Below are 12646 nucleotides of genomic sequence, written 5' to 3'. Positions count from 1 at the left end.
CATGTGCATGTAACGTCGCCGTTCATGATGTCTACTCGTGAGGGCCGCTGGGGGGCCTCCCTATGGGGCGTCCTCATCGTGCTCTGCACCGTCGTCTTCCTCGACGGCCTCGACGTGTCGATGGTCGGCGTCGCGCTGCCGTCCATCCAGGCCGAACTCGGCATGTCGACCTCGGCGCTCCAGTGGGTGGTGAGCGGGTACGTCCTCGGTTACGGCGGCCTGCTGCTCCTCGGCGGACGGACCGCCGATCTGCTGGGCCGACGCCGGGTCCTGCTCGTCGCGCTGGCCGTGTTCGCCTTCGCCTCGCTGCTCGGCGGCATCGTCGACAACGGCGCGCTGCTGATCGCGGCCCGGTTCGTCAAGGGCATGTCGGCCGCCTTCACCGCGCCGGCCGCTCTGTCGATCATCACCACGACCTTCGCCGAAGGGCCCGCGCGCAACCGGGCCCTGAGCATCTTCACCGCCTGCGCGGCCAGCGGCTTCTCCCTCGGCCTGATCCTGTCGGGCCTGCTGACCGAACTCGGCTGGCGGTGGACCTTCCTGATGCCCGTGCCGGTCGCCATCGCGGCCCTGATCGCGGGGGCCCGCCTGCTGCCCCGCTCGGAGGAGCGCGGCGAGGGCGGCTACGACCTGTTCGGGGCGCTCACTATCACCTCGGGCATGCTGCTGCTGGTCTACACCGTCGTCGAGGCCCCGGAGGTGGCCGTCGGACGGACCGTCGCGACCGGCCTCGCCGCCGCGGTGCTGCTGGGCCTGTTCGTCTGGTGGGAGCTGCGCACCGAGCACCCGCTGGTGCGGCTGGGCATCCTGCGGTCGGCGCCGCTGCGCCGGGCCAACCTCGGGCTCGTCATCCTCTTCGGCTCGTACGTCGGCTTCCAGTTCGTGGCCATGCAGTACTTCCAGAACATGCTCGGCTGGTCGGCGCTGGCCACCTCGCTCGCCTTCCTGCCCGCCGGGCTGCTCGTCGCGCTGTTCTCGACCCGGGTCGGGTCGCTGGCCGACCGGTTCGGCACCCAGAAGATCGTGCTGGCCGGCTCGGTGTCGCTGGTGCTCGCCTACCTGGTCTTCCTGAACATCGACATGGACCCGTCGCTCTGGCTGGTCATCCCGGGGATGCTGCTGCTCGGCGGCGCCTTCGCGCTGGCCTTCCCTTCACTCAACATCCAGGGCACCAACGGGGTCGCCGACGCGGAACAGGGGCTCGCGTCGGGGCTCATCAACACCTCCGGCCAGGTCGGCGGCGCGGTCGTCCTGGCCATCGTCACGGCCACGCTGACCTCGGGCGTCGGGGGCGGCGACCCGCTGGGGTCGACGCGCGCCGCGATCGTCATCTCGGCCGTGTTCGCGCTGATCGGGCTGGGGATCTCGATCGCCGGAGTGGTGGCCGGGAGGAGGCGGCGCGCGCCCGCTCCCGAGCAGGTTCTGGAGACCGTGTAGCAGATCATATTTGCGCAGGTGAAGGTAGTATGCCGCAATGAGCCTGCCCACTTTTGAGCAGATCCGCCAGGCCCCCAAGGTGCTTCTTCACGATCACCTCGACGGGGGCCTGCGCACGGAAACGATCATCGAGCTGGCCCGCGAGACCGGCTACGACAAACTGCCCTCCACCGACCCGGCCGAGCTCGACGCGTGGTTCCGCGCGTCGGCCGACTCCGGGTCGCTGGAGCGCTATCTGGAGACCTTCGCCCACACCGTGGGCGTCATGCAGACCCGTGAGGCGCTCGTCAGGGTGGCCGCGGAGTGCGCGGAGGATCTCGCGAACGACGGAGTGGTCTACGCCGAGGTCCGCTACGCCCCCGAGCAGCACACCGAGCGGGGGCTCTCCCTCGACGAGATCGTCCAGGCGGTCAACGAGGGCTTCCGGATCGGGTCGCAGGGACGGGGCATCCGGGTCGGCGCGCTGCTCACGGCGATGCGGCACCAGGCCAGGTCGATGGAGATCGCCGAACTGGCGGTGCGCTACCGCGACGTCGGGGTCGTCGGCTTCGACATCGCGGGCGCCGAGGCCGGCTACCCGCCCACGCGGCACATCGACGCCTTCGAGTACCTCCAGCGCGAGAACGCCCACTTCACCATCCACGCCGGCGAGGGGTTCGGGCTGCCGTCGATCTGGCAGGCCATCCAGTGGTGCGGGGCCGACCGGCTCGGCCACGGCGTCCGGATCATCGACGACATCTCCGTCTCGGGCGAGGACGCCAAGCTGGGCAGGCTGGCCGCCTACGTCCGCGACAAGCGCATCCCGCTGGAGATGTGCCCGACGTCCAACATCCAGACCGGGGCGGCCGACTCGATCGCCGACCACCCGATCGGGCTGCTGCGCCGCCTCCAGTTCCGGGTCACCGTCAACACCGACAACCGGCTGATGAGCGGCACCTGCGTCACCAAGGAGTTCGCGCAGCTCGTCGACGCCTTCGGCTACGACTGGGACGACCTCCAGTGGTTCACGGTCAACGCGATGAAGTCGGCGTTCATCCCCTTCGAAGACCGCCTGGCGCTGATCAACGGGGTGATCAAGCCGGGGTTCGCACAGTTGAAGTGGCGCGCATGACCTTCCGCTCGAAGACGGCCTGGTTCTTCGGCTGGGCCTGGCTGGTGTTCGTCGCCGTCAACACGGTCGACCTGGTCGTACGGGGGACCCTGCCGTCGGCCCTGGTCGTGGGGGCCGTCCTCGGCTTCGTCACGTGGATGACCTACCTGCTCGCGCTGCGACCGGCGACGATCACCGAGCAGGGCGGCGTACGGGTCCGCAACCCCTTCCGGACCGCCTACCTGCCCTGGTCGGCCGTCGACGACGTCACCGTGACCAGCGCGATCACGATCACCGGTGGCGGCCTGACCGTCCGCTGCTGGACCCCGATGCCGACCGCGCGCGAACGGGCCAAGAGCCTGCGGCAGCAGAACCGCCAGGTCAGGCGCGGCCGTTACCCGACGACCGAGCCGACCCTGTCGAAGGGCGAGCAGGCCGCCCGCGAGGCCATGGCCGGACGCGTCCACGCCGACTGGGTGGCCGACGAGATCAAGGAACTCGCCACGGCCCGCAAGGGCCAGTCGACCGGCGAGCCGACCGTCACGTGGGCGGTCGACTCGCTGGCGGCGACGGCGGCGTTCCTGGTGCTGGTGGTCGCGGCGTTCCTCGTCGTCTAAAGGGCGAGGACCTCGCGCAGATCCGTTTTGAGCGCCTCGATCTGGTCGGCCGCGGCCGACCGGGTCTCGGCGATCTCCGTCACCGGGAGCACCAGTTCCAGGTAGCACTTCAGCTTCGGTTCGGTGCCGCTCGGCCGGACCACCACCCGGCCGCCGCCCGACAGCCGGTAGCGCAGGCCGTCGGTCGGGGGCAGGTCGGGGGAGCCCGCCGCCAGGTCGTCGATCGACTCGACGGTCCGGCCGCCCAGGCTCGCCGGCGGCTTCGACCGCAGCCGCGCCATCGCGTCGGTGATCTGCGACAGGTCGCCGACGCGGAAGGAGAGCTGGCTGGTTGCGTGCAGGCCGTAGCGGACCGCCTGGTCGTCGAGCAGGTCGATCAGGGTCAGCCCGCGCTGCTTGGCCTCGGCGGCGATGGCCGCGACGGTCAGCGCCGCGCCGATGCCGTCCTTGTCGTGGACCGGCAGGCCCTCGTCGGAGCCGACGCTGTAGCCCAGGGCCTCCTCGTAGCCGAAGACCAGCCCGCTGCCCGCCTTCATGATCCACTTGAAGCCGGTCAGGGTCTCGCGGTGCCGTACACCGTGGGCCTGGGCGATCTTCCCCAGGAGCGACGACGAGACGATCGTGGTGGCCACCAGGCGGTCGGGCGCGCTCGTGGAGCGCAGCACGTGCTCGGCCAGCAGGCCGCCGACCTCGTCGCCGGTCAGCATCCGGAACACGCCGTCGGCCTGCCGCGCGCCCACGGCGCAGCGGTCGGCGTCGGGGTCGTTGGCGATCACCAGATCGGCGTTGACGGCCGAGGCCGAGGCCAGTTCGAGGGCCAGGTCCATGGCCCCCGGCTCCTCCGGATTCGGGAACGCCACCGTCGGGAAGTCGGGATCGGGCCGCGATTGGGCCCCCACGCTCATCGGCGAGGTGAAACCGGCCAGCATGAACGCCTGCCCCAGCGTGGTCCCGCCGACCCCGTGCAGGGGCGTGTACGCCACCCGCAGGTCGCGCGCCGCCCCCAGCGGCAGCGAGGTCACCGCCTCCAGGTAGGGGGTGAGGATGTCGCGGGCCGACAGGGTCGCCCACCCCTCGCCGAGCGGGAGCTCGTCGACCCGCCCGGCGGCGTCGATCGCCGTGGAGATCTCCGCGTCGATCGGCGGGATGATCTGCGCGCCGTCGCCCCAGTAGACCTTGTAGCCGTTGTCGCGCGGCGGGTTGTGCGAGGCCGTCACCATGACCCCGGCGTCGGCCTTCAGATGGCGGACCGCGAAAGCCAGCACCGGAGTGGGGAACAGCCCGCCCATCACGCTCACGGTGAGGCCCGCGCCGGTGAGGACGGCGGCGGTGTCGCGCGCGAACACGTCGGAGTTGTGCCGCGCGTCGTACCCGACGACCACGTGACGCCCCGGGCCCAGCACGGCGGCCAGCCCGGCCGCCGCGCGCATCACGGTCACCCGGTTCATCCGGTTGGGGCCCGCGCCCAGCTCGCCCCGCAGGCCGGCCGTGCCGAACTCCAGCTTCGCGCCGAACCGGTCGGCCAGCCCGTCGTGGTCGCCCGAATCCAGCAGCGACTTCAGTTCCGCCCGGGTCGCCGGGTCGGGGTCCTGGCCGAGCCACTCCCGCGCGCGTGTCGTCAGATCGTTCATCGCCGTCCCCGAACTCAGAGCTTGCCGACGACCTGGCTCAGCAGGCCGCCCATCCGCCGCGCGGTGGTCCGGCCGACCTCGAGGACCTCTTCGTGGTTCAGCGGCTCCCCGACCAGCCCGGCGCCCGGGTTGGTGACCAGCGACAGCGCCAGCACCTCGGCGCCGCACTGCCGGGCCGCGATGGCCTCCAGCACAGTCGACATGCCGATCAGATCCCCACCGAGGGTGCGGAGCATGCGAATCTCGGCCGGAGTCTCATAAGTCGGGCCGCGGAAGGCGACGTACACGCCCTCGGCCAGCGACGGGTCGGCCTCCTTCGCCAGCGCGCGCAGCCGCTTGGAGTAGACCTCGGTGAGGTCGAGGAAGGTCGCGCCGGTCAGCGGGTTGGCCCCGGTCATGTTGATGTGGTCGCTGATCAGCACCGGGTCGCCCACGTTCTGGGTCTCGGGCCGCAGCCCGCCGGCGGCGTTGGTCAGCACGACCACCCGCACCCCGGCCGCGCAGGCGGTCCGGATCCCGTGGACGACCGGCTCGACGCCCAGCCCTTCGTAGAGGTGAGTGCGGCCGAGGAAGATCAGGACGTTCTGCCCGTTGGGCGCCTTGACGGCCCGGATCCGGCCCGCGTGGCCCTCGACGGCCGGGGGCGCGAAACCGGGCAGGTCGGTCGAGGGGAACTCGGCGAACGGCTCACCGATGGCGTCGGCCGCCGGCACCCAGCCGGAGCCCATGACGAGAGCCACGTCGAACGCGTCGACTCCCGTTTTCGCGCGCAGCGCGGACGCCGCGTCGGCGGCCAGGGAAAATGCGTTACTCACGCTCCTGAGCGTACAAGTCAGTCACCGAGGGACTTACAGGGACGGGCGCGCAGTTCGTGGACGTAGTCGTCGGGTGCGCCCGCCTTCTCGGCGGCGTCGGCGATGATGCCGAGATAACGCGCCGAGGGAAGCCCGCCCTCATAAGAGTCGACCACGTAGAACCAGGCCAGCACGTCGCCGTCGAGCGTGGCCACCCGCAGCCGGATCTTCGTGTAGAGGCCCAGGTCGAGGCCGGTCCAGCGGTCGAGCGACGGCTCGTCCCACTCGGGGACGTCGTAGAGGACGACGAACACCTGCGAGCCCTCGTCTTCGACCACGGTCGCCAGCGGGCCCTCCCAGCCGACGTCCTCCCCGCCGAAGGTCAGCCGCCAGCCGGTCAGCCAGCCTGTTCCCCTCATCGGCGAGTGGGGCGCCCGCTCGGCCATCTGCTTCGGGTCCATGTTGCTGCCATAGGCGGCGTATACAGGCACCGCATCAGCCTAAACCAAGATCGCCCGCTGGACCGGCCGTGGCGGTTCCACGTAGTCGTGCCGTTACACCTCTTCGGGTGCGGGAGAATGGGACATGTGACAAGGATCGTGATCATCGGTGGCGGCCCCGGCGGATACGAGGCGGCCCTGGTCGCCGCCCAACTCGGGGCCCGGGTCACCGTGGTCGAGGAAGAGGGGCCCGGCGGCGCGTGCGTGCTGACCGACTGCGTCCCGTCCAAGACCATGATCGCGACCTCGGTCCGCAAACAGGCCCTCGTCGACGGCACCTCGCTGGGCGTCCACTTCACCGGCGGCCCCGACGGCGACGTCGGCGGCGCGGTGGCCGACATGCCGGTCGTGAACCGGCGTGTCAAGGAACTGGCCCGCGCCCAGTCGGCCGACATCGCGGCCCGCCTGGCCGCCGAGAACGTCGAGGTCGTCCGGGGCCGCGGCCGCCTGGTCGAGCCCGGCACCGTCCGGGCCGGCGACCGCACCATCCGCGCCGACGTGGTCATCGTCGCCACCGGCGCCACCCCCCGGGTGCTGCCCGGGGCCGAGCCCGACGGGGAGCGCATCCTCACCTGGCGGCAGATGTACGACATCGACGAGCTGCCCGAGAAGCTGATCGTCGTCGGGTCGGGCGTGACCGGCGCCGAGTTCGCCGGCGCCTACATGTCCCTGGGCTCCGAGGTGACCCTGGTCTCCTCCCGCGACCGCATGATGCCCAACGAAGACGCCGACGCGGCCGAGGTCCTCGAAGAGGTCTACCGGCGGCGCGGCATGAACGTGATGGGCCGCTCCCGCGCCTCCTCGGTCAAGCGCACCGCCGACGGTGTCGTGGTGACGCTCGAAGACGGCCGCACCGCCGAGGGCACCCACTGCCTGATGACGGTCGGCATGGTGCCCAACACCTCCGGGATCGGCCTGGAGGAGAACGGCGTCCGGCTCGACCGCAACGGCTTCATCGAGGTCGACAAGGTCTCCCGCACCTCAGCCCCCGGCGTCTACGCCGCGGGCGACTGCACCGGCGTCCTCATGCTCGCGTCGGTGGCCGCGATGCAGGGGCGCATCGCGGTGTGGCACGCACTGGGCGAGGCCGTCCAGCCGATCCGGCTCGCGACCGTGGCCTCCAACATCTTCACCGACCCCGAGATCGCGGCGGTCGGGGTGACCCAGAAGCAGGTCGAGAACAAGGAAGTCGACGCCAAGGTCGTGAAGCTGCCGCTGGCGACCAACGCGCGGGCGAAGATGCAGGGCTTCCACGACGGGTTCATCAAGATGTTCTGCCGGCCCAACACCGGCATCATCCTCGGCGCGGTCGTCGTGGCCCCGCGCGCCTCGGAGCTGATCCTGGCGCTGTCGGTGGCCGTCCAGCACCGCCTGACGGTCGACCAGCTCGCCCACACGTTCGCGGTCTACCCGTCGTTGTCGGGGTCGATCACCGAGGCGGCCCGCCGGCTGATGTCGCCGTTGACGGCGAACATCTAGGCCGCCCGGTCGCGCCCTGTCCGGGGCCCGGCGCGAGCCGGTCAGCGGGGGAGCACCGCGCGCACCCGGTGCAGCGCCTGCCTTCCGTGGTGCACCGCCGCGGCGGCCGCGTGCAGTTCCTCGGGCGTGCGGGCCAGGTAGAGGGCCTGCTTGGCCGCCTCGTAGGCGTCGAGGGCCGCTCGCCAGTCGTGGCTGGGGCCGCTGACCGCATTGACCTTCATGTCGAAGTCGAGGGTGTCGATCTCCTCGCCGAAGCGGGTCACGTCCTCTTCGGCCACGCGGCGGGCCATGGTGAAGTTGGCGTCGTTGCGGCGGGTGCGCTGGTGGCTCAGGCCCCAGACGATCAGGGTCAGGCTCAGGCCCAGGCCGCCGGCCAGGGCGATCAGCAGGGCGGGCGACATGCCCAGGACACGCGCGGGCAGCTGGCGGCTGGTCGGCTTGGAGGACGGCTCGTCGCCGAACTCCGGCTCCTCCGCCGGAGGGTCGAACGACACGCCCGTCGGCAGATCGGCCGGATTGCCCCGGGCGCCTACGAGGTTCAGGTCGTCGGCCTGGATGAAGCTCGTCTTCTCGACCACCGCGCCGGTGAAGTCGGCGCCCTGGAGCTCGGCCTGGGTGAACTGGGCCTCGGTCAGGTCGGTCTCCTTGAAGACCGCGTGCTGGAGCTGGGCCTGGCCGAACTCGGCCTCCTTCATCTTCGCCCGGGTGAAGTCGGCCGTCCGGCCCTTGACCTGGCCGAGTTCGGCCTCGTTGAGGTCGGCGCCGACGAGCTTGGCGTTGGTCAGCGTGACCTGGGTCAGGTTGGCCCTGGTCATGACCGCGCCGGAGAGGTCGGCGTGGGGGAACTCGGCCTGGCCGGCCTCGGCGTCGACGAGGGTGGCGCCCCGCAGGTCGGCCTGCTTGGCCCGGAGCTGCCCCAGGTCGGCGGAGGTCAGGTCGGCGCCGCGGAGGTCGGCGTACTCGAGATGGGCCTGGGTGAAGTCGGCCTCCTTCATGGAGGCGTTGCGCAGGACCGCGCCCGTCAGGTCCTTCTGGGTGAAGTCGACCTCGTCGAGCTTGGCGCCGGTCAGGTCGGCGCAGCGGAGGTCGCTCGGGAGCTGGCGGCCGTTGGTGAAGTCGGCGCCGCGAAGGTTGGGGCCGGAGCCCTTCTTGCAGGGCGCCGCCGCGGCGTTCGCGGCGGTGGCCGGGACGAGGACCAGGGACAGAGCGAAAGATAACGCGACGAGGGCACGCACGGGAAACAGCCTCCTGAGGGGATGCTCCGAGTTTCTCACGCGCCCTTTCGCCCCGCTTGCAGTCACCTTGAACACATGAAAGGGCCCCGCGGAACCTCGTGGGTTCGCGGGGCCCAGTGGGTCTACCCGTGGGTCTACCAGTCGCCGCCGCCGAAGTCGCCGCCGCCGAAATCGGAGCCGCCCCAGTCGCCGCCGCCGCCGAAGTCGCCACCGCCGCCGAAGTCGCCTCCGCCGTCGGCCGCCACGCCGTCGGCGTAGCCCGCGTCGTAGCCGTATCCGCCGTAGCCGAAGCCGCCGAAGGCGCTGCCGAGCATCGTGCCGACCAGCATGCCGGTCAGCAGGCCGTCGAAGCCGCCGTAGTAGCCGTTGGCGTAGGGCTGGTAGGCCGGGCCGGCCGCCCAATAGGGCGCCCGCTGGCCGTTGGGCAGGACCACTTCGCGCATCTGCGGGTCGAAGCCGCGCTCGATCGCGTTGGCGTCCATGGCGCAGGCCGGGACGTCGCGGAGCGCGCCGCCGGGCGGGGCCCAGCGCACGTTGCGGACCGAGGGGCCGTGCTGGGGGTTGAAGAAGCACGGGGGCAGCCGCTCGGGCAGCGGGAGCTGGTTGACCTTGGCCTTCACCACGGCCAGCGCGTAGCGGCCGTCTTCGAGGGTGGCGGTGACGTCGCGCAGTTCGTCGGCCCGCCGCACCTGGGTGAGCTGGACCTTCGCCTTCTCGTAGGAGTCGAGGGCGTGCTGCCAGTCGTGGTCGGTGCCGGCCGCCGGGAGCATCTTCGCGTCGAGGTCGAGCGCGGTGATCTCCTCGCCGAACTTGGTGACGTCTTCTTCGACCGTCTGCTTGACGGCCTTGAGCTCGGCGGCCTCCTTCTCCTCGCGCCGGCGCTTGTTCCGGCGGGAGATCAGCCAGATGCCGCCGCCGCCGACCACGGCGATGACGCCGAGGCCGATCCAGACGCCCGTGTTGCCGCTGATCGTGTCACCGGGGCCCTGGGCTCCCCGGGGGTTGCCCGAGAGCTGCATGTCGACCCGGTTCGTGAACTCCTTCATCACGGCCACCGGGTCGCCGACGTGGGCGTAGGCCGACTCGTTGGCGATCTTGCCGGCCGCGTTCTGGGGGAAGGCGCTGCTTCCGGCGAACAGGCTCGTGCCGTCGATGACCGCCACGGTCGCCGCGGAACGGCCGTTCTTGTCGAGCTCGGTGAGCAGGCCCGGGATGAACTGGGCGACGTTCGCGCGGGTCACGGTGCCCTCGGGCAGCGCGACGGCGTAGACCGGGAACTTCGAGTCGTCGAGCGTCTGGGTGATCTCCGACTGCTGCGCGTTCGTGAGGGGGGACCCGCTCACCGTGAACAGCGGGCTCTGCTTCCACGCACCGACCACGGTCGCCGCGTCGGGAGGCGCGGCGGCGGCGCCCGCCGGGGAGCCCATCAGGAGAAAGGCGGACAAGCCGATGAACAGGGCCGCGACGGCGGCCCCAAGGCGGCCTAGTGGGTGGGATTTTGTCACGATTCGGCCCTCCTTCGCCCATGAGGACGAACGGCGTTGCGCGATGGTTCCTCTGCACTCCACCGTATCCGCCCGCGAACCACGCCACGCGCGCGGATGAGCCCTCTGCACAGGGGATCCCGCTAGGCGTCCTTGATCTCGCAGATCACCGATCCGGCCGTGACGGTCTGGCCCACCCCGGCCGCCAGGCCGGTGATCACGCCCGCCTTGTGGGCGGTGAGGGGTTGCTCCATCTTCATGGCCTCCAGGACCACGATCGTGTCGCCGGGGGCCACCGACTCGCCGTCTCCGGCCACGACCTTGACGATCGTGCCCTGCATGGGGCTGACCAGCGAGTCACCGGACGCCGCCGCCTTCTTGGCCGCACCACCCGAACGCTTCGGAGCCTTCTGTACGTTCTTCGCCGTCCCCCCGCCGGAGAACCCCGACGGCAGGACCACCTCCAGCCGCTTGCCCCCGACCTCCACCGTGATCCGCTCGCGGGCGGCCGGTTCGGCCGTCTCCTGGGGCCCGTCGTAGGGCGCGATGTCGTTCACGAACTCGGTCTCGATCCAGCGGGTGTGCACCGAGAACGGCTCGGAGACGAACGCCGGGTCGGAGACGATCCTCCGGTGGAACGGGATGACCGTGGGCATGCCGTCGACCTCGAACTCCGCGAGGGCCCGGCGGGCCCTCTCCAGCGCCTGCGTACGCGTGGCCCCGGTCACGATCAGCTTCGCGACCAGCGAGTCGAACGACTGGGGGACCGTCATCCCGGCCTCGTAACCCGAGTCGAGCCGGACCCCGGGGCCCGAGGGGGTGCGCAGCGCGGTCAGTGTGCCGGGGGCGGGCAGGAAGCCGCGCCCGGCGTCCTCGGCGTTGATCCGGAACTCGAAGGAGTGCCCGCGCAGCTTCGGGTCGCCGTAGCCGAGGGTCTCCCCGTCGGCGATGCGGAACATCTCCCGCACCAGGTCGATGCCGGACACCTCCTCGGTCACCGGGTGCTCCACCTGGAGGCGGGTGTTGACCTCCAGGAAGGAGATCGTGCCGTCCTGGCCCACGAGGAACTCGCAGGTGCCGGCCCCCACGTAGCCGGCCTCGCGGAGGATGGCCTTGGAGCTGTCGTACAGGATGACCATCTGCTCCTCCGTCAGGAACGGAGCCGGAGCCTCCTCGACGAGCTTCTGGTGGCGGCGCTGGAGCGAGCAGTCGCGGGTCGAGACGACGACCACGTTGCCGTGGGTGTCGGCCAGGCACTGGGTCTCGACGTGGCGGGGACGGTCGAGGTAGCGCTCAACGAAGCACTCGCCCCGGCCGAACGCGGTGACGGCCTCGCGCACCGCGGACTCGTACAGGTCGGGGATCTCCTCCGTCGTGCGGGCCACCTTGAGGCCGCGCCCGCCGCCGCCGAAGGCCGCCTTGATCGCGATCGGCAGCCCGTTCTCGGCGGCGAACGCGACGACCTCCTCCACCCCGGAGACGGGTTCGGGGGTGCCCGCCACGAGGGGCGCGCCGACCCGCTGGGCGATGTGCCGGGCCTGCACCTTGTCGCCCAGCGCCATGATCGCCGAGGGGGGCGGGCCGATCCAGGTCAGGCCCGCGTCGATCACGGCCTGGGCGAAGCCCGCGTTCTCGGCGAGGAACCCGTAACCGGGGTGGACCGCGTCGGCCCCCGTCACGCGGGCCACGGCCAGCAGCTTCTCGATGTCGAGGTAGGTCTCGGCCGGGCTCTGGCCGCCCAGGGCGTGCGCCTCGTCGGCGACCCGGACGTGCAGGGCGTCGAGATCCTGGTCGGCGTACACGGCGACGCTCGCCAGACCCGCGTCCGCGCACGCGCGGGCGATCCGAACGGCGATCTCGCCCCGATTGGCGATCAGCACCTTCTGCACCGGGAGCTCCTATCCCTCGACCTGAGACTGGAGTGTATGGATCCTCGTCGGGCGGCCAACTGCCGACCCGGGTTTGCGGCGGTTTTTCACCGTTGACCTCCCGAAAACAGCCCCGGCTTATAGCGACTGCGCATAACCGGTGCTCAGGACCGGTCCGGCGTCTACGGTGAGGGCGCCATATCGGTGTCCGTGAAGGGAAAAAAGATGAGTCAGAGCTTGCTCGGCGGCGACCCGGCGGAGATGCAGACCATGGCCGCCCAGTTCACCCAGCAGGCCGACCAGGTCCGCGCGACGATGGCCACCCTCGACCGCGAGGCCGCCAAGGTCGGCTCGGTCTGGACCGGCCCCGGAGCCGAACGGTTCCGCGACGCCTGGCAGAACTACCGCGCGGCCTTCCAGCGCATGTCGGAGGAGCTGAACGAGGCGTCCCGGACGATCAACACCTACCGAGGCAACATCGAGTCCGCCACCCGCTGACCCGTGGGCGTGG

Annotated in this window: 11 protein-coding genes; 5 read left to right on the top strand and 6 right to left on the bottom strand. The window is 71.2% G+C overall.

Annotated elements, in window-relative coordinates:
* Positions 1–24 precede the first annotated feature (24 nt).
* From QSK34_RS17595 to QSK34_RS17585, 3 genes are read left to right on the top strand one after another with little or no spacing between them, the layout of a single operon-like run.
* The gene (locus QSK34_RS17595) at positions 25–1437 is read left to right on the top strand and encodes an MFS transporter (protein WP_235967026.1); all 1413 of its coding nucleotides are present in this window, start codon (positions 25–27) and stop codon (positions 1435–1437) included.
* Positions 1438–1474: 37 nt separating this feature from the next.
* A complete protein-coding gene (locus QSK34_RS17590; protein ID WP_285585377.1) occupies positions 1475–2548 on the top strand; it encodes an adenosine deaminase in 1074 nt (357 codons plus the stop codon).
* Positions 2545–3144 (top strand): PH domain-containing protein, encoded by a 600-nt coding sequence (locus tag QSK34_RS17585; RefSeq protein WP_285585376.1) that lies wholly within the window; start codon positions 2545–2547, stop codon positions 3142–3144. Before QSK34_RS17590 ends, QSK34_RS17585 begins: the two co-directional genes overlap by 4 nt.
* Here the strand turns inward: QSK34_RS17585 and QSK34_RS17580 are convergent.
* From QSK34_RS17580 to QSK34_RS17570, 3 genes are read right to left on the bottom strand one after another with little or no spacing between them, the layout of a single operon-like run.
* Complete coding sequence (locus QSK34_RS17580; protein WP_285585375.1) at positions 3141–4775, bottom strand: phospho-sugar mutase; 1635 nt, start codon at positions 4773–4775, stop codon at positions 3141–3143. The two genes, QSK34_RS17585 and QSK34_RS17580, sit on opposite strands and share 4 nt — an antisense overlap.
* Before the next feature lie 14 nt (positions 4776–4789).
* A complete protein-coding gene (locus QSK34_RS17575; protein ID WP_285585374.1) occupies positions 4790–5590 on the bottom strand; it encodes a purine-nucleoside phosphorylase in 801 nt (266 codons plus the stop codon).
* A gap of 17 nt (positions 5591–5607) precedes the next feature.
* Positions 5608–6060, bottom strand: coding sequence for a gamma-glutamylcyclotransferase family protein (locus tag QSK34_RS17570; RefSeq protein ID WP_083949454.1), 453 nt, complete (start codon positions 6058–6060; stop codon positions 5608–5610).
* A gap of 96 nt (positions 6061–6156) precedes the next feature.
* On the opposite strand from QSK34_RS17570, the gene QSK34_RS17565 reads away from it, so the two are divergent.
* Positions 6157–7548, top strand: coding sequence for an NAD(P)H-quinone dehydrogenase (locus QSK34_RS17565; RefSeq protein WP_161481695.1), 1392 nt, complete (start codon positions 6157–6159; stop codon positions 7546–7548).
* Between the two features lie 41 nt (positions 7549–7589).
* On the opposite strand, the gene QSK34_RS17560 is transcribed toward QSK34_RS17565, so the two are convergent.
* The 3 genes from QSK34_RS17560 to QSK34_RS17550 all read right to left on the bottom strand — a co-directional run bounded on the left by QSK34_RS17560 (position 7590) and on the right by QSK34_RS17550 (position 12156).
* Entirely contained in the window at positions 7590–8783 is a 1194-nt protein-coding gene (locus QSK34_RS17560) for a pentapeptide repeat-containing protein (RefSeq protein WP_285585373.1), read from the bottom strand.
* Positions 8784–8917: 134 nt separating this feature from the next.
* A complete protein-coding gene (locus tag QSK34_RS17555; protein WP_285585372.1) occupies positions 8918–10228 on the bottom strand; it encodes a hypothetical protein in 1311 nt (436 codons plus the stop codon).
* 182 nt (positions 10229–10410) lie between these two features.
* Positions 10411–12156, bottom strand: coding sequence for an acetyl/propionyl/methylcrotonyl-CoA carboxylase subunit alpha (locus QSK34_RS17550; protein ID WP_285585370.1), 1746 nt, complete (start codon positions 12154–12156; stop codon positions 10411–10413).
* Between the two features lie 204 nt (positions 12157–12360).
* Between QSK34_RS17550 and QSK34_RS17545 the strand changes: the two genes are divergently transcribed.
* Complete coding sequence (locus QSK34_RS17545; protein ID WP_030451352.1) at positions 12361–12633, top strand: WXG100 family type VII secretion target; 273 nt, start codon at positions 12361–12363, stop codon at positions 12631–12633.
* The last annotated feature ends 13 nt before the right edge of the window (positions 12634–12646 follow it).

This window comes from Herbidospora sp. NBRC 101105, assembly GCF_030269205.1.
In the GTDB taxonomy this organism is placed as follows: Bacteria; Actinomycetota; Actinomycetes; order Streptosporangiales; family Streptosporangiaceae; genus Herbidospora; species Herbidospora solisilvae.
Note: the sequence above shows the minus strand (reverse complement) of the source record. Positions and strands in the feature narration are given on the sequence as shown.